Source organism: Streptomyces sp. NBC_00986, from assembly GCF_045162565.1.
Lineage (GTDB): Bacteria > Actinomycetota > Actinomycetes > Streptomycetales > Streptomycetaceae > Streptomyces.
The window spans coordinates 11,099,225-11,116,716 of record NZ_CP108733.1; the positions used below are offsets into that span (position 1 = coordinate 11,099,225).

General features: G+C 69.6%; 13 protein-coding genes. 12 read left to right on the top strand and 1 reads right to left on the bottom strand.

Annotated elements, in window-relative coordinates; translation table 11 throughout:
* The first annotated feature begins 147 nt into the window (after positions 1 to 147).
* Positions 148 to 321, top strand: a complete 174-nt coding sequence (locus tag OG504_RS50070; RefSeq protein WP_405995827.1) for a hypothetical protein — start codon at positions 148 to 150, stop codon at positions 319 to 321.
* Here OG504_RS50070 and OG504_RS50075 read toward each other — a convergent pair.
* Entirely contained in the window at positions 293 to 1,051 is a 759-nt protein-coding gene (locus tag OG504_RS50075) for a MerR family transcriptional regulator (protein ID WP_405995828.1), read from the bottom strand. The two genes, OG504_RS50070 and OG504_RS50075, sit on opposite strands and share 29 nt — an antisense overlap.
* 47 nt (positions 1,052 to 1,098) lie before the next feature.
* On the opposite strand from OG504_RS50075, the gene OG504_RS50080 reads away from it, so the two are divergent.
* The 11 genes from OG504_RS50080 (at position 1,099) to OG504_RS50130 (ending at position 17,492) form a co-directional block, all read left to right on the top strand.
* On the top strand, positions 1,099 to 1,551 hold the full coding sequence (locus tag OG504_RS50080; protein ID WP_405996620.1) for a DUF6194 family protein: 453 nt from the start codon (positions 1,099 to 1,101) through the stop codon (positions 1,549 to 1,551).
* 199 nt (positions 1,552 to 1,750) lie between these two features.
* A complete protein-coding gene (locus OG504_RS50085) occupies positions 1,751 to 2,785 on the top strand; it encodes a hypothetical protein (RefSeq protein ID WP_405995829.1) in 1,035 nt (344 codons plus the stop codon).
* Positions 2,786 to 2,957: 172 nt separating this feature from the next.
* On the top strand, positions 2,958 to 3,953 hold the full coding sequence (locus OG504_RS50090) for a LacI family DNA-binding transcriptional regulator (RefSeq protein ID WP_405995830.1): 996 nt from the start codon (positions 2,958 to 2,960) through the stop codon (positions 3,951 to 3,953).
* Positions 3,954 to 4,362: 409 nt separating this feature from the next.
* Entirely contained in the window at positions 4,363 to 5,892 is a 1,530-nt protein-coding gene (locus OG504_RS50095; protein WP_405995831.1) for an ABC transporter substrate-binding protein, read from the top strand.
* A 36-nt stretch (positions 5,893 to 5,928) separates the two neighbouring features.
* Positions 5,929 to 6,870, top strand: coding sequence for an ABC transporter permease (locus tag OG504_RS50100; protein WP_405995832.1), 942 nt, complete (start codon positions 5,929 to 5,931; stop codon positions 6,868 to 6,870).
* Positions 6,867 to 8,717 (top strand): dipeptide/oligopeptide/nickel ABC transporter permease/ATP-binding protein, encoded by a 1,851-nt coding sequence (locus OG504_RS50105; RefSeq protein WP_405995833.1) that lies wholly within the window; start codon positions 6,867 to 6,869, stop codon positions 8,715 to 8,717. Before OG504_RS50100 ends, OG504_RS50105 begins: the two co-directional genes overlap by 4 nt.
* A complete protein-coding gene (locus tag OG504_RS50110) occupies positions 8,714 to 9,646 on the top strand; it encodes an ATP-binding cassette domain-containing protein (protein WP_405995834.1) in 933 nt (310 codons plus the stop codon). The genes OG504_RS50105 and OG504_RS50110 overlap by 4 nt, the downstream gene beginning before the upstream one ends.
* A complete protein-coding gene (locus tag OG504_RS50115) occupies positions 9,643 to 11,142 on the top strand; it encodes a glycoside hydrolase family 43 protein (RefSeq protein WP_405995835.1) in 1,500 nt (499 codons plus the stop codon). The genes OG504_RS50110 and OG504_RS50115 overlap by 4 nt, the downstream gene beginning before the upstream one ends.
* A gap of 58 nt (positions 11,143 to 11,200) precedes the next feature.
* A complete protein-coding gene (locus tag OG504_RS50120; RefSeq protein ID WP_405995836.1) occupies positions 11,201 to 13,375 on the top strand; it encodes a beta-galactosidase in 2,175 nt (724 codons plus the stop codon).
* Entirely contained in the window at positions 13,372 to 15,924 is a 2,553-nt protein-coding gene (locus OG504_RS50125) for a beta-glucosidase (protein WP_405995837.1), read from the top strand. Before OG504_RS50120 ends, OG504_RS50125 begins: the two co-directional genes overlap by 4 nt.
* A complete protein-coding gene (locus OG504_RS50130) occupies positions 15,921 to 17,492 on the top strand; it encodes a DUF4038 domain-containing protein (RefSeq protein ID WP_405995838.1) in 1,572 nt (523 codons plus the stop codon). Before OG504_RS50125 ends, OG504_RS50130 begins: the two co-directional genes overlap by 4 nt.

Genomic DNA, 17,492 nt, shown 5'->3' on the forward strand with positions numbered 1-17,492 from the left:
AGAAGCCGCCCCTGACCGGGACGAACAGCGACCATATTTGGACTAGACCAATCGTCTGTCAAGGTACTTGACGGTGAACTGACCGTGCCGGTACGCGAATTCGGTGACAGATGTCCTGGGTCGGGGCTGTCAGGTGGATCCTGGGGGATGAGACGGTGCGCACGGACGAGGCCAGGCGACAAGGTCCGAGGTGACGGCCTGGCCACGGTCACCGGGCTTGTCGGGGAGTTCGAGGGCTATGGCGAGGGCGAGTCGTTCGTCTTCGGCAACGTCCTCGGACTCTTCGCCCACGTCAGGTTCGGTCGCGGCGAGGATCGGTGACGACGGCCGCCAGGTCCGTCCCCGCCCGGAGCAGCCCTACGGTCCGTTGCGCGATCTGGTCGAGACGTGCGCCCAGGACGCGCTGGGCCTCCTCGGCGCCGTCGAGTCGATGCAGGGACACCACGATCTCGCGCACCGCCGGAATGCCGTAACCGGTGCTGCGGAGCGCCGTGACGACGCGGGCCGTCCTGATGGCGGAGACGTCGTAGCGCCGGGCCTGGAGGGAGGTCACCCGCTCGGGGGTGACGAGTCCCTCCTGTTCCCAGAAGCGCAGGGTCGAAGGGCGTACGCCGAGGGCTCTGGAGAGTTCGGTGATCGTCATCGCGTCGCTGTCCCGCTCGGCGTCGTGCTCGAACTCCGGTGTGTCCGCCTCGGCTTGGATCGCGCGCAACGCCCGCCGGGCGCGCAGCGCCTCCTCGCGTTCGCGCGCGAGCCGCACATGGACCTCGTTGATCGCCGAGGCCGCTTCCGTGATCGTGCCCGTGCGCAGCTCCGCGAGCAACTGCCGTGCCACCACGGGTCCTACCGCACCTGCGAGGCCTCGATAGGCGCGAAGGGCGTGGACGTGCAGCGGCGCGTAGGAACGGTAGCCGTTGCTCGACCGGGTCGCCGGAGGGATGACGCCCAGCCGCTCCAGGTCGCGCACCTGTTGCACCGAGTACCCCGACTCCCGCGCCACATCGGCGGTCCTGAGCGGTGCCCGTCGCGGACCGCTCTCCGGCTCACTCATCGCCCAACCCCACATAAGCACTTGAAGGTCATGCTTGAACCATGAGTATGGAACAGATCATCGCGACCGTACGAGACTTCACCGGCGCGCTCGTACTCGTACCGGAACCGGGCAGCGCGTTTCCCGAACTCGCCTGGGGAGACGCCTTCTTCTACTACGCCCCCGACGGTCAACTGCCGCGGAACGTCCAGCCGTACGGCACCGTCGTCACCAAGAACTACCCCGACGATGTCGCGTCCGACCTTGACCCTGCGGGGCGTTGGCGCGTGAACATCCACGTCGGTCGTACGGCGTTCCGTGAACTCACGGGGGAGTCGCGCCGTCTCGATCTGCCCTACGACCACACGGTCACCGACACCGTGCTGCCGCACCCGGTGTACGGAGCACTGGGCTGGATCTGCGTCGTCAATCCCGGTGAGAAGACTGGGGAGTTGGTCGTGGAGCTGTTGCGCGGCGCCCATGACGACGCCCGCGCCAGGTTCGCGCGGCGCACCCCTTGAACGCTCACCCCCCTTGAACCTCCGTGCCCTTACGGGCAGTTGGAGTGGATCTTCGGCGGAGATCATTGCCCGGAAGGACCTGGTGGGGGCGTCCGGCCTGCGGTTAGACAGCGATGATCGCGATGTCAGGCCAGGAAGTGAGCACGTGCACGCCCGAGACGAAGCCCGCCCGAAGGATGCCGGAGCCCGGCGTACCTCGGTGAGCGCTCCCGCAGTCAATACCGTCAACACCGCCACGCCTTCGCACGCGTTGTTGTCGCTCCAGGGCAGGGCGGGCAATGCCGGGGTCGTGCAGATGCTCAGCGAAGGGGGTCACTCCTGGGCCGGGCGGGCTGCTGATCCCGCTCCCGTCGTGCAGCGGGCGGTGGTTCAGCGGAGCAAGCTGTCGCACGGGAACATCTCGTTCACCAATGTGTCGCTCAAGTACCCGGAATCGCAGGGGAAGGCCACGCGGATTCTGGAACTCCTGGCCTCCAACACGAAGGTCAAGTCCTTTCTCGGCGACCGGAGTTGCCGGATCACGCTGGAGAAGCGGACGACGGAGACGCCGGCGAACGTGGTCGACAAGGGGGCCGAAGGCGTCTTCGTCACGCTGGCCTCCTACTACCTCGAGAACTACGACATCGGCTACATCGTGGGCATGCTGTGCCATGAGTTCGGAATGCATCCGATGGCGCAGGCCGCCCCCAACATGCACGAGGAGGAGGGGAACTTCCGGGGATTGCCGTACCCGGTGCCGGGTCTTGAGGGGAAGGACGTTCCCGACGGATTCGCGTCGATGAACTCCGACACCGCCCAGCAGGCCGATCATGTGCTCGGCGTCATCCCCGGGAGCCCGCGGTACACCGTCTACCGCGACGTCACCCTGGAGATGGCGGACCTGCTGCTGCGGGACGTGCGCAACAAGGAGGACGGTGCCCGGGAGCAGGACGTCACCGACCTGATCGACTGCTTCCTCATGGACGTGGCGTCGATCGCCGCGACGAACGACAACCGTATGCGCGGCATGCCGATCCTGGGCAACGGCGAGGGCGAGTCGATCCGCAAGGACATCGCGGCGGTCTACAACGCCTACAAGGCGCGCCTCTCCCAGGATCTGCCCCTGGAGCGTCAGCCGATCAAGCCCCTGTTCCCGCCGGAGAAGACCCCGGCAGCCGTCAAGGCCGACTTCAACACGCTTCTCAAGCGCATCGCCACGGGGAAGATGTGGGCCTGGAGCATCGACAACACGTGAGGCGGACGTCGGCCGGACGGTGGCGCGCACGGGATTTTCACGGTCCGGGGTGTCCGGAGTATCGGACATCCCGCATGCTCACTGTTACGATTCAGTAGAGTTCGCAGCTCAGTCGACGCCCCGCAATCGCCCCGCGATCAGGACTGCCCGAGACCTTCCCCAGGAGACTCCCATGGCGCGCAGGACCGGCCGCGTGACGGCGACCGACGTCGCCAAGGAGGCGGGGGTCTCCCAGACCACGGTCAGTTATGTGCTGAACGACGTGTCGCACCAGAAGATCTCCGACCAGACCCGCCGCAAAGTCCTCGACGCGGTGGCGAAGCTGGGCTACGAACCGTCGGCCGCCGCACGCGCCCTGCGCCTGGGGCGCAGCGATCTCGTGCTGCTGTTCCTCCCGGACGTTCCCGTCGGCGGCAGTCTGACCGCCCTGGTCGAACTGCTCGGCGACGAACTGGAACGGCACGGCCTCAACCTCGTCACCCGGCGCGAGCGGCACGCCCCCCTCAAGTCGCTGTGGCGTGAGCTCATGCCGGCGGCCGTGATGACGACCTTCGAGGTCGGCGCCGACGACGTGGCCAGCATGCGGGCGTCCGGCATCCACGTGGTCAGCGCCGGGATGGGCCCCGCGGTCGCCCCGGGTGTCCTGACCGTCCCCCAGACCCTGATCGGCTCGATGCAGGTCGAGCGGCTCGCGGCGACGGGACACACGCGCATCGGCTACGCCGCTCCCGGGGACCCCCGGCTCCGGGACTTCCTGGAGCTGCGGCTCGACGGCGCCCGAACCGCCTGCGCGGAGCGCGGACTTGAGCCGCCCGTCGTGCTGGACGTACCCCTCGACATCTCGGCGGCCGCCGCTGCGGCGGAGCAGTGGCACGCCTCCGTGCCCGCCGTCACGGGTGTGTGTGCCTACAACGACGAGACGGCCTTCGCCCTCCTCGCCGGGATGCGCCGGGTGGGCCTCGCCGCCCCCGGCGACCTGGCCGTGATCGGCGTCGACAACGACAAGCTGGCGCCCTTCGCGGTACCGCCGCTCACGACGATCGACAACAACCTCGATGTCGCCGTGGGCCGCATCGCCCGCATGATCGTCAGCGGCGTGACCGGCCAGTCCCAGCCGCAGCCACCCCAGGTGACCCCGCTGACGCTGGTCGTGCGCGAGTCCGCCTGACCCTGGCCGGTCCGACCAGGGCGTCTTCGCCCGATTCCGGGGTGAGCCCGGCTCCCGGCGCGCCATGGCGCAGACTCCCCGCGCGCCATCGCCCCGGCGCCCCGTGCGCCATGGCTCCGCCGTCCGTCGCTGTTCGTCCGAATTCCCCCTTTCCGAAAAGCTGTTGCACGGCCCTTGTGGTCCACCAGACGCGGGGCTACGTTACGCATACGTTTCACTTGTACGTATCAGTGGCTGATTTCGGACCCACCGAAAAACGGTGGACATATAGCCCCCTTCCGCCAGGAACGGCTGACCGCCAAGAACGGTCCAGGCCGCGTCAGGACCTGGTTTCCCACTCCCTCCGAGGCCCTTGAGGGCGGCTCGCCGCGCGATGCCGTCCGGTCAACCACTCACCAGCGGAGCACCCATGCGAAGAATCGCGCTGACCGCCGTATCGGCTGTCCTGATGTTGTCCGCGGCCGCGTGCGGCTCGGGATCGGGTACCGGTTCGGGCAAGGCGGCCACCGGCGGCACCCTCACCCTGGCCCCCCTGGTCGCGGCCCAGCCGTGGGATCTGGCCGACGCCGGTCTCGGCAACAACGCGCAGTACTACCAGCCCGTATACGATTCGCTGCTCCGGCTGTCCCCGACAGCCGACGTCAAGCCCAACCTGGCCACCAAGTGGTCGTACAACGCGGCCCGTACGGTCCTGACGTTGACCCTGCGCACCGGGGTCGAGTTCACCGACGGCACCGCTCTGGACGCGACGGCGGTCAAGACCAACCTGCTGCACACCGAGAAGGGCACCAGCGAGGCCGCGGGCCAGCTCAAGGGCATCGCCGGCGTCGACGTCGTCAACGCCACCACGGTCGCGATCAAGCTCTCCGCCCCAGACCCCTCCCTCGTCCCGAACCTCGGCAACGTGGCCGGCATGATCGCCAGCCCCAAGGCCATCGCCGCGGGGACGATCAAGACCACACCGGTGGGCTCGGGGCCGTACACCCTCGACAAGTCCGCGACCACGGACGGCAGTACGTACACCTTCGTGCGCAACCAGGACTACTGGAACAAGGCCGCCTTCCCCTTCGACAAGATCGTCCTCAAGCCGCTCACCGACCCGACGGCCGTGCTCAACGCGCTGCGCTCGGGCCAGGTCAACGGCGCGCTGCTGGCCAGCGCCAAGAACGTCGCGCCGGCCAAGAGCAGCGGGCTGAACGTCACCAAGTACACCTCCGGTGACGTCGAGGGCGTCTACATCTGGGACCGCGAAGGAAAGATCGTCAAGGCGCTCGGCGACGTCCGGGTGCGTCAGGCCCTGAACTACGCCTTCGACCGTTCCACGATCGTCAAGACGGCGAAGCAGGGACTGGGCAAGGCGACGACCCAGATCTTCAACCCGGGCGGCTCGGCCTTCGACAGCTCGCTCGACTCGAAGTACTCCTACGACCCCGCGAAGGCGAAGCAGTTGCTGGCCGAGGCCGGCTATCCGCACGGCTTCTCGGTCACCGTTCCGGACGTGTCGTCGGTCTTCCCGGACCAACAGGCCGCCATGGTCCAGCAGTTGGAGGACATCGGGATCAAGGTCAAGGTCGACAAGATCCCCGTCACCCAGTTCATCAGCGCCCTCCTCGCGGGCAAGTACCCGCTGTCGTACATGACGTTGGCCTCCTTCCGGCCCTGGGACACCATCCAGATCGAGGTCGCGAAGAGCGCGTTGTGGAACCCGCTGCACAGCTCCGACCCGAAGGTCACCGACCTCGTCACCAAGGCGCAGTCCGCGACCGGCGCCGCCCAGGACGCGCTGTTCAAGCAGCTCAACACCTACCTCGTCGACCAGGCGTGGAACGCGCCCTGGGACTCCGTGGAGAACACCTACGCCACGACCAAGAACGTCACCTTCACCCCGCAGACGTTCGCCGCCGTCCCGCCGATCTACAACTTCAAGCCCGCCGGCTGACCCGGCCCGCCGACGCACACGGTCAGGGAGAGACAGATGATCGTTTTCCTGGTCCGGCGCATCGCCGCCGGGCTGGTCCTGGTCCTGGTCATCGCGACCACGACCTTCGCGCTGATGGGCCTCACCGGCTCCGACCCCGTCCGCCAGATCGTCGGGCAGACCGCCACCCAGCAGCAGGTGACCGCCAAGTCCGCCGAACTCGGCCTGGACCAGCCCTTCGTGGTCCGCTACGGCCACTGGCTCGCGGACGCGGTGCACGGCAACCTCGGCAGCTCGTGGTTCAGCGGCGAGTCCGTGACGAGCTCACTCGAGAACAAACTGCCGGTCACCCTGTCGATCGTGCTGGCCGCGCTCCTGGTGTCGGCCGTACTGAGCACGGTGCTGGGCGTGGCCGCCGCGGTCCGCCGGGGCGCCCTGGACCAAGTGGTGCAACTGCTCGCGGTGTTGGGGTTCGCCGTGCCCAGTTTCCTGGTCGCCCTGGTGTTCGCCGTCGTGATCGGCGTCGACCTGGGCTGGCTGCCCGCGACCGGTTACGTGCCGCTGGCGGACTCGGCGGGTGGCTGGCTCCGGTCGATCACCCTGCCCGCGCTGTCGCTGTCCGTCGGAGCGATCGCCGCCACCGCCCAACAGGTGCGCGGCTCCATGGTCGACGTCCTGCGCGCCGACTACGTACGCACCCTCCGCAGCCGGGGCATCAGCGAGCGGAGCCTGCTGTTCCGGCACGCCCTGCGCAACGCCGCCCCGGCCGCGCTGACCGTGCTGGCCCTGCAGTTCATCGGCCTGGTCGGTGGCGCGGTGGTCGTCGAGAAGGTCTTCGGCCTCAACGGCATCGGCAGCCAGGCGACCACCGCCGGTTCCCAGGGCGACACCCCGGTGGTCATGGGCGTCGTCGTGGTCATGGTCGCCCTCGTCGTGGTGGTCAACATCCTGATGGACCTCGCATACGGCTGGCTCAACCCGAAGGTGCGTGTCGGATGACGCTTCCCCAGTCCGAAGAACCGGCGGGCGCGGTCGCCACGGCCGTAGCCGCGCAGGGACGGGCCGGACTCCTGCGCCGACTGCTGCGCGACCCGGTGGCCGTGACCTGCCTGGTGCTCCTCGCCCTCATCTCCCTGGCCAGCCTGTTCGCACCGCTCCTCACCAGCCAGGACCCGGCCCACACCTCACTGACCGACAGCCTCGCGCCGATGAGCGGCAAACACCCCCTGGGCGGCGACGGCGTGGGCCGCGACGTCCTGGCCCGACTTCTCTACGGCGGCCGCACCAGCCTCCTCGGCGCCCTGCTCGCGGTGGCCGTCGCCGTGGTGATCGGCGTGCCCGCCGGTCTGGTGGCCGGCTACTACCGCAAGTGGTTCGACGCGGTGAGCAGTTGGGTGTCCAACCTGCTGATGGCCGTGCCGGCGATCATCGTGCTGCTCGTCGTGATGTCCGCGGTGGGCCAGAACACGTACCTCGCCATGGCGGTCTTCGGCGTGCTGATGTCACCGGGCGTCTTCCGGCTGATCCGCGCCTCGGTGATCTCCGTACGAGAGGAGCTGTACGTCGACGCGGCACGGGTGTCCGGCCTGACGGACGCCCGGATCATCCGCCGGCACATCCTGCCCGTCGTACAGGCGCCGACCATCATCCAGGCCGCCCAGATGCTCGGCCTCGGCATCGTCATCCAGTCCGGTCTGGAGTTCCTCGGCCTGGGCTCGGCGACCCAGGCGAGCTGGGGCTCCATGCTCAACGACGCCTTCGGAAACATCTACACCAAGCCGGAGTTGATGGTCTGGCCCGGAGTGGCGCTCGCGGTGACAGTCGCCGCGTTCGGCCTCCTGGGCAACGCCCTGCGGGACGCGCTGGACGGGAGTGCGACGGGCGGGCGGAGGCCTTCGCGCGGTGCTACGGCCCGTAGGCCGGTCGCCGACAAGAAGGCATCGCCCGTCATCGTCGGGGCGGGGGAGACGGATGACGCCCTGCTCGTTCTCGAAGGACTGACGGTCTCCTATCCGACGGCCCAGGGCGAGAAGACCGTCGTCGACGGCGTCTCCCTGACAGTGCGCCGGGGTGAAGTCCTCGGACTGGTGGGGGAGTCGGGCTCGGGCAAGAGCCAAACCGCCTTCGCCGTGCTCGGACTGCTGCCCCGGGAGGCCCAAGTCGCCACCGCGCGGCTGGAGTTCGACGGCACCGAACTGGGACGCCTCGGCCGTGCGGCAATGAACCGCTACCGCGGCCACCGGATCGCCTACGTCCCGCAGGAACCCATGTCCAACCTCGACCCCTCCTTCCGTATCGGCGCCCAGCTGGTCGAACCGGTACGCCGACACCTCGGGCTGTCGGCCACCGAGGCGAAGGCGAAGACGCTCGGCCTGCTGGAGCGGGTCGGCATCTCCGACCCCGAACGGGTCTTCCGCTCCTATCCGCACCAGATCTCCGGCGGTATGGCGCAGCGCGTCCTCATCGCCGGCGCCGTGTCCTGCGAACCGGACCTGCTGATCGCCGACGAACCGACCACGGCCCTCGACGTGACCGTGCAGGCCGAGGTGCTCGACCTGATGCGGTCCCTTCAGCGCGAGCGGAACATGGGCGTGATCCTGGTGACCCACGACTTCGGTGTGGTGGCCGACATCTGCGACCGCGTGGCGGTGATGCAGACCGGCGTTGTCGTGGAGTCCGCGCCCGTGGCGGAGTTGTTCGCCGATCCGCAGCATCCGTACACCCGCATGCTCCTCTCGTCCACGTTGGAGGACGCGGAGCCGCGGTCCGCGCTGAGCCCGAGTCGCACCGTGTCGACGAGCGCCGCAGGGGTCACGAACACCGCACGTCAGGAGGGTCCGGCATGACCGGGACCATCAACGGGACAGTGAAGAAGGAACTCCCGGCCGAACCCCTGCTGGTCGCCGACGAGTTGGTCGTGGAGTACCCGGCGAAAGGCTGGCGCAGGCCACCGTTCCGGGTGCTGAAGGGCGTGTCGATCACCATCGGCGCGGGCGAGACCCTCGGACTGGTCGGCGAGTCGGGATCGGGCAAGACCACACTGGGCCGGGCCGTCCTCGGACTGGCCCCGATCGCCTCCGGCACCGTCCGCTACGACGGCAAGGTCATCTCGGGTCTCGGCGCGAAGGACCGCCGGGCGCTGAGCAGCGACATCCAGGTGGTGTTCCAGGACCCGTACACCTCCCTCAACCCGGCGATGTCCGTGAACGACATCCTCAGCGAACCGCTGCGCGTCGCGGGAACCCCTCGGGCGGAGGCCGAGAAGAGGGTGCGGGACCTGCTCGACCAAGTACGGCTGCCCGCCGACGCGGGGGAGCGGCTGCCACGGGAGTTCTCCGGCGGACAGCGCCAACGCATCGCCATCGCAAGGGCGTTGTCCCGGGACCCGCGCGTCATCGTCTGCGACGAACCGGTCAGCGCACTCGACCTGTCGACCCAGGCGCGGGTACTGGACCTGTTCGTCGAGATCCAGGAACGCACCGGCGTCGCCTACCTCTTCGTCACCCACGACCTGTCCGTCGTCCGGCACATCAGCCACCGGGTGGCGGTCATGCAGGGCGGAGAAATCATCGAGACCGGGGACGCGGCGACCGTCACCACCGCACCCCGACACCCTTACACCCAGCGCCTGTTGCTCGCCGCGCCGGTGCCGGACCCGCAACGGCAGGCGGAACGCCGGGCCGAACGGCGTCGGTTGGCCGAGGCCACAGCAGTATCCCCGGGCGCCACCACAGCCGTATCCACGACCGCCTCGACGTCGGGAGACCGAGCATGACCCTGCCCAACCCCGTCCTCCCCGGCTTCCACCCGGACCCCAGCATCACTTGCGTCGGCGACGACTACTACCTCGCCTGTTCCAGCTTCGAGTACCTCCCCGGCGTACCGCTGTTCCACAGCCGCGACCTGGTGCACTGGGAGCAGATCGGCAACGTGGTCACCAGGCCGGGGCAGTTGGCGGTGGAGAAGGTACCCACGCTCGGCGGTGCCTGGGCGCCCACCATCCGGTTCCACGACGGCCGCTTCTGGCTGGTCGTCACCGACGCGATGGGGCGCGGGAGCCTGATCTTCAGCGCCGAACGGGCCGAGGGGCCGTGGTCCGACGGCATCGTCATGCAGGGCATGAACGGCATCGACCCGGACCTCGCCTGGGACAGCGACGGCACCTGTCTCGTCACCTACTCGGGTCTCCAACTCGACGGAGACCACGCAGGTGAGCACCTCGGCATCCAGCAGGTCCGCATGGACCTGCAGACGGGCCGAGCCCTCGAAGAACCACGGTCGTTGTGGTCGGGCACCGGCCTGATGTTCCCCGAAGCGCCGCATCTCTACGAGATCGACGGCACCTGGTACCTCCTGATCGCCGAGGGTGGCACCGAGCGCGGGCACTCCGTGAGCATCGCCCGCGGCACCCGCCCCGACGGTCCCTTCGAGGGCTGTCCGGCCAACCCGGTGCTGAGCGCCCGCAGCACCGCCCGTCCGGTCCAGAACACCGGTCACGCCGACCTCGTACGCACTCCCGACGGCGGCTGGGTACTGTTCCTGCTGGGGATGCGGCCCGGCGGTCTGACGAGGGCCTTCTCTCCCATGGGCCGGGAGACGTTCAGCACGACGCTGGAATGGGTCGACGGCTGGCCGGTGGTACAGCCGGTCCAACTCACCCCGCCCACCGCGCCAGTTGAACACCACGACGACTTCACCGGCGCCCAACTCGGCCCGGAGTGGCTCTCCATACGGACCCCGGCCGCCGACTGGTCCTCACTCATCGAACGACCGGGCCACCTCGTCGTACATGCCGACGGTTCCACGATGGACGACCCGCGGCCACGGTTCGTCGGCCGCCGCCAGCAGCACCAGGCGGCCGCCTTCTCGGTCCGCGTGGACAGCGCCGGGGGAGTCGGCGGGCTGAGCCTGCGGATCGACGAACGCCATCACTACGACATCGAGGTGGGGGCCGGAATCGCCCGTGCCCGCGCCCGGGTGGGCGGCCTGAGCCAGACCTGGGAGCAGCCGCTCCCCACGGGGCCGGGACCGGTGACCGTACGGATCGAGACCGAGCCGGTGAGGGGCATGGGCCTCGACGCGCTGGGCCCCGACCTCGTCCGACTGTCCGTCGAAACCGACACCGGCACCGGACCGGTCGAACTCGCCGTGCTCGACGGCCGCTACGTCTCCGCCGAGACCGCCGCGTCCTTCACCGGTCGAGTCGTCGGCATGTACGCCGCTGAAGGGGCCGTCGCCTTCGACCAGTTCAGGTACCGGGGCGAGGACTGACGCCTCCGCCCCGCCCACGACAGCCGACCGGCACCTGAGAGAAAGTCACCAGCACCGTATGGGCACTTCCTCCTCACGCATGCTCTTCGGAGCCGCGTACTACACCGAGTACCAGCCGTACGAGCGGCTCACGCAGGACCTCGATCTGATGGCCGAGGCCGGGTTCAGTGTCATCCGGGTCGGCGAGTCGGTCTGGTCGACCTGGGAACCCCGCGAGGGCCGGTTCGAACTCGACTGGCTGCAACCGGTGCTCGACGCCGCCCAAGACCGAGGCATCAAGGCGATCATCGGCACCCCGACCTACGCCGTCCCGCCCTGGCTGCGCCGCAAGTACCCGGAAACGGCGGCCCGTTCAGGCACCGGGCAGCCCATCCCGTACGGCATGCGGCAGGACGCGGACTACTCGCACCCCGCCTTCCGGCATCTCGCCGAGCGGCTGGTCCGCAAGATCGTGGGGCGCTACGCCGACCACCCGGCGGTCATCGGCTGGCAGGTCGACAACGAACCCGGGCTAAGGCTCTTCCACAACGACTCGGTGTTCGAGGGCTTCCTCGACCACCTCCGTGAACGCTACGGCGACGTCGAGACCCTCAACCGCCGCTGGGGGCTGACCTATTGGTCCCACCGCCTGCAGGACTGGGCGGACCTGTGGACCCCCGACGGCAACACCACCCCGTCGTACGACCTCGCCTGGCGCCGCTATCAATCGCAGCTGACGCAGGAATACATCACGTGGCACGCCGAGTTGGTCCGCGGCCTCGTACCGGAGCACCACTTCGTCACCACCTGCGTCGCCCTCGGCCAACAGGGCCTGGACATCTCGACGATCGGCCGGCCCCTCGACGTCGCCGGGGCGAACATCTACTACGCCACGCAAGAAGGGTTGGCGCTGCCGGGTTCCGACGAGCCGGAGGGCGGCCTGTACCCGTTCTTCGTCGCCTGGTCGGGACCCGCCTGGCTCTACCTCCAGAACGACATGGCACGCGGCATCCGCCAGGAACCCTTCCTCGTCATGGAGACCAACGCCACCTCGATCGGCGGCTCCGCGGACAACTTCCCCCTCTACAAGGGTCAGGCCCGCCAGGCCGTGTGGAGCATGGTCGCGCGTGGCGCCAGAATGATCGAGTACTGGCACTGGCACTCCCTGCACTACGGCGCCGAGACCTACTGGGGCGGCATCCTCGGCCACAGCCTGGAACCAGGCCGGACGTACGACGAACTCTCCGCGATCGCCGGGGAGTTCAAGCAGGCCGGCAGCGCGATCGAGGGCCTGCGGCCCCGCAGCGACGTGGCGATGCTCCTGTCCGCCGACAGTCGCTGGGCCATGGAGTTCATGGCACCGCTCAGGGGCAACACTCCTGCCTGGTTCGGCGATCCGCAGTCCTACGACCGCATCGTCGCCGCCTTCTACCGAGGGCTGTTCGACGCCGGGTTGTCCGTCGACATCGTTTCCCCGGAGCAACTTCCCTCCAGTCCGGAGGAGTTGGTGGACCGATGGCCGGTGCTGGTCGTCCCGGCGCTGTACATCGCGGACGACGCGACTCTCGACCTGCTGCGCCGGTACGGCGAAGCGGGCGGCCATCTCGTCCTCACCCCGCGCACCGGCTACGCGGACGAGGAGGCCGTCGCCCGGCACACGGTCATGCCCGGAGTGCTGCGCGCTGCCGTGGGCGCGCGCTATCAGGAGTTCACCAATGTGCTGGCCCCGGTCACGATCACCCAGGAGGACTCGAAGGGCCCCGCTCTGCACGGACACGCCACCGCCTGGGCCGATGGATTGATCGCGGAAGGCGCCACCGTCCTCGCCGGGTACGACCATCCGCACCTCGGCCAGTTCGCCGCCATCACGACCCACGAGTACGGCGACGGCCGTGTGACCTACGTCGGCACGGTCCCGGACCGCGAACTCTCGCGCAGCCTCGCCGACTGGGTCACCACGGTCTCCCTCCCCTGTGACGCCTGGCGCGAGGACCGGCCCGCGTCCGTCACCTGTACATCGGCCACCACCGCCGACGGCGCCGTCCTGCGCTTCGTCCACAACTGGGCCTGGGATCCGGTCGGTTACCGCCTGCCGGGAGACGTCCGCGACCTGTTCACCGGTGAGCGCCTCGCCGCCGGAACCGCGCTCGAACTCGGGCCCTGGGACGTCCGGTTGCTCATCGAGCGCGATGGCGACCCCGCTTCACCCGCACCGTCACTTTCACTTTCACCTTCACTGAGGAGGACGCCGTGACCCGGCAGCCCACCACCGACGCCCCCTCTGCCCCCTCCGCCACCGATGAAGCAGAGCTCGCCAGGCGCCTCGGCGTGCTCACCCTGGAACAGAAGGTGGGGCTGCTGACCGGCGCGGACTTCTGGTCCCTCCACCCCGAACCCGCAGTCGGGCTACGCCGGTTGGTCGTCTCGGACGGACCCGCCGGAGTCCGGGGCGAGCTGTGGGACGAACGCAGCCCTTCCGCCAACGTGCCCTCGCCCACCGCACTGGCAGCCACCTGGGACGAGTCGCTGATCGAAGGACTCGGTGGGCTCCTCGCCCACGAGGCGCGTGCCAAGGGCGTCGACGTCCTCCTCGCCCCCACCGTGAACCTGCACCGAACCCCTTACGGCGGACGGCACTTCGAGTGCTTCAGCGAGGACCCGCTGCTCACGGCCCGCATCGGTGTCGCCTACGTCCGAGGTGTCCAGAGTGGCGGTGTCGCGGCCACCGTGAAGCACTTCGTCGGCAACGACTCGGAGACCCAGCGCATGACGCTCGACGCGCGGATCGGCGAACGCGCCCTGCGCGAGCTGTACTTGGCGCCGTTCGAGCGGATCGTCGGCGAGGGCCGGGTCTGGGCCGTGATGGCCGCCTACAACGGCGTCAACGGACACCCGATGACCGAGAGCCCGCTGCTGCGCCAAGTCCTTCACGACGACTGGGACTTCGACGGCCTGGTGATGTCGGACTGGTTCGCCGCCCGCACCACCGAACCGTCCGCACGCGCAGCCCTCGACCTGGTGATGCCCGGCCCGATCGGCCCCTGGGGCGACGCCCTGGTCGCCGCCGTACGCAAGGGCAAGGTCGACGAGTCGCTCGTCGACGACAAGGTGCTACGGCTGCTGCGCCTCGCCGCCCGGGTCGGCGCGCTGAGCGGCATACCCACCGCCGCCCGCCCGCCCCACTACGACGCCGCGTCCGTGGCGGCCCTCCTGCGAGAAACCGCCGCCGCCGGATTCGTACTGGTCCGCAACGAGGACGCCCAACTGCCCCTAGAGCGTGGTTCGTTGCACCGGGTCGCGGTTCTCGGCCCCAACGCCGCCGTGGCCCGAACTCTCGGCGGAGGCAGCGCCACCGTCTTCCCGCCCTACACCGTCTCACCGCTCGACGGCATCCGTGGCGCCCTGGGCGACGACGTCGAGGTCACCCACGGCGTCGGCGTCACCCCGCAAACCCGCGTACCCGCGGCGGCAGTTGCCCACCTCCGCCACCCCGACGGTTCCGGCGAGGGAGTGGAGGTGAACTTCCTGTCCGAGGACGGAACCCTGCTGGGCTCCGAGCGTCGCGCCGGGGGCGCCTACACCTGGATGGGGTCCTACGGCCCCGGTGTGCCCGTCGGTCAGGTCGCCCGGGTGGAGGTGCGCACCGTGATCCGCGCGACCGACGCCGGCCGGTACGCGATCGGCGGCTCGGGCATCGGACGCTTCCGGTTGTCCGTCGCGGGCGCCGAGGTTTTCGACGTACGCCTCCAACTCCCGCCGGGCGCCGACCTGGTGGAGGGTCTGATGACTCCGCCGCAACGCCTCCACCATGTCGATCTGGCGGAGGGCGAGGAAACCGAGGTCGTCCTCACCCACGACACAACCTCCCACGACACAGTCACCCACGACGTCGACTCGACGGACGATGCCCTCGGCGACGCGGTCACCATGTTCCAGCTCAACGTCCAGCCGCCGCACGGCAGCGACGACGAGGAGATCGAGCGGGCCGTGGCACTCGCCCGCGAGGCGGACGTCGCCGTGGTCGTGGCCGGCACCACCGAGGAGGTCGAGAGCGAGGGCTTCGACCGCGACAGCCTGGCCCTGCCCGGCCGGCAGGACGAACTCGTCCGCCGGGTCGCCGAGGCCAACCCCCGTACCGTCGTGGTGGTCAACTCCGGTGCCCCGGTGCTGCTTCCGTGGTCCGAGGAGGTGGCGGCGGTGCTGCTCGCCTGGTTCCCCGGCCAGGAGTTCGGCAACGCGCTCGCCGACGTCCTGCTGGGCATCGCGGAACCGGGTGGCCGACTGCCGACCGTCTGGCCCGCGTCCGAACAGGGATTGCCCGCCACCGAGCCGATCGACGGCGTACTCGCCTACGACGAGGGCCTGTTCATCGGCTACCGGGGCGACGGCCGCACCGGATCCCAGCCGCCCCGCTACGCCTTCGGCCACGGACTCGGCTACACCACCTGGGACTTCGTTACGATCGACGCCCCCAGCGAGGTGCGGTCGGGCGTCGATCTCGACGTAGAAGTACGGATACGCAACACCGGTACACGGCACGGCAAGGAGGTCGTGCAGGTCTATGCCGGCCGCCCCGGCGGTGCCGTCGAGCGCCCGGTCCGCTGGCTCGCCGGGTTCGCCGTGGTCGAGGCGGCACCCGGCGAAGAGGCCGTCGCGACGGTCACCGTGGACGCGCGGGCCTTCGAGCACTGGGACATCGAAGTCGGCGGCTGGGCAGTCGAGTCGGGGACCTTCACCCTGGAAGCCGGTCCGTCCTCGACGACGCTTCCGCTGGCCGCCGACATCGTCGTCGGCACCTCATGAGTGATGCACGGCCGCAAGCGGACCCGGTGGTCGCCCCCTGGCGGCAGACCGAGATCACCCTCACCGGGGTCCGTGACCATGCCAACCCGTACACCGACATCGACGTATGGGCCGAGTTCACCCACGAATCCGGCACCGTCCTGCGCCGCCCCGCCTTCTGGGACGGCGGCCGGGTCTGGAAGGTCCGGTTCGCCTCCCCGGAGACGGACGGCCGCTGGACCTGGCGCAGCGGCAGCTCCGTCACGGACGAAGGACTGTCAGGGCAGGGCGGAGCGCTGGTCCTCCGTCCCGCCGCGGACGACGCCAACTCCTTCCACCGGCACGGCTTTTGGCGGATGTCGCCCGGCGGACGCAGCCTGGTGCACGCCGACGGGACCCCCACGCTGCTGGTCGGCGACACCGCCTGGGCCCTGCCCTGGCGCGCCACCGAGGAGCAGGTCACGGAGTACGCCGCCGACCGGCAAGCCAAGGGCTTCAACGCGGCCCTGCTGATGAGCGTCCAGCCCGACATGGACGCGCGCGGACCGCGCGATCGCACCGTGGACGAGGGATTCGACGTCGGCTTCGAGGACCTGCCCACCGGACACGTCACCGTGCTGAACCCGGCGTACTTCCAGTACCTGGACCGGCTGTTGGGGATCCTCCGCGAGCACGGGATCGTCCCCGTGCTGCAGCCGCTCTTCCACGGGTTCGGCTGGAAGGGTCTGCGGGTGGCGGGTCCGGTGGTCCCGCCGCAGGAGTACGCGCGCTACTGCCGTTATCTGGTGGCGCGTTACGGCGCCGGGCCGGTCGTCTACCTGGTCGGCGCCGACGGCGAGGGCCACGAACCACAGATCGCGGCGGGCGGCGCGGAAGTCGGCCGCTGGGACGACTACGGCCAGCCCTGCGGCATCCACTACCGGCCGCACGCCGACAACTCCGCCCACCAGAGCGAGAGTTGGCTGCACTTCCAGTGGTGCCAGACCGGCCACACGGGCGGGCACGTCCAGGAACGGGTCGCCGACATGTGGCGCAACACCCCCGCCAAGGCGGTCGCCAACGCCGAGCCGACGTACGAGAACACCGGCCGCCCCGGCCGCGCCGCGGGCTGGTGGCAGGGACACGAGGCCTGGAGCAACCTCTGCGCCGGCGGCACGATGGGCGTGGTCTACGGCGCGGCCGGCCTGTGGCAGTGGCGCCTGCACGCCGCCGAACCCGGCCACGAGGAGTTCTTCCTGGCCGAGGACGCCGACTGGCGCGACGCACTGGACTTCGAGGGCTCGCGCCACGTCGGGCTGATCTCCCGCATCCTCGACGGCCTTCCCCTGACGGACATGCGACCCGACTGGCGCTCCGCCCTGGCGCCCCGGGGCCTGTCCGTCCCCGGCGCGCTGTACCTCTGCTACGCGGAGGAGGGCGGCCCGCTGTTCATCACCGACCCGGAGAACGTCCCGCTCCCTTACCGGGTGATCGACCCCCGAACCGGCGAGACCGTCCGCGAGGGCGTGCGCGCCACCGCCGTAGCACCCGTACCCGACGAGGGCGGTGCGCCGCGGGTGTACATCTGCCATGACCCGAGCCGGAGTTGA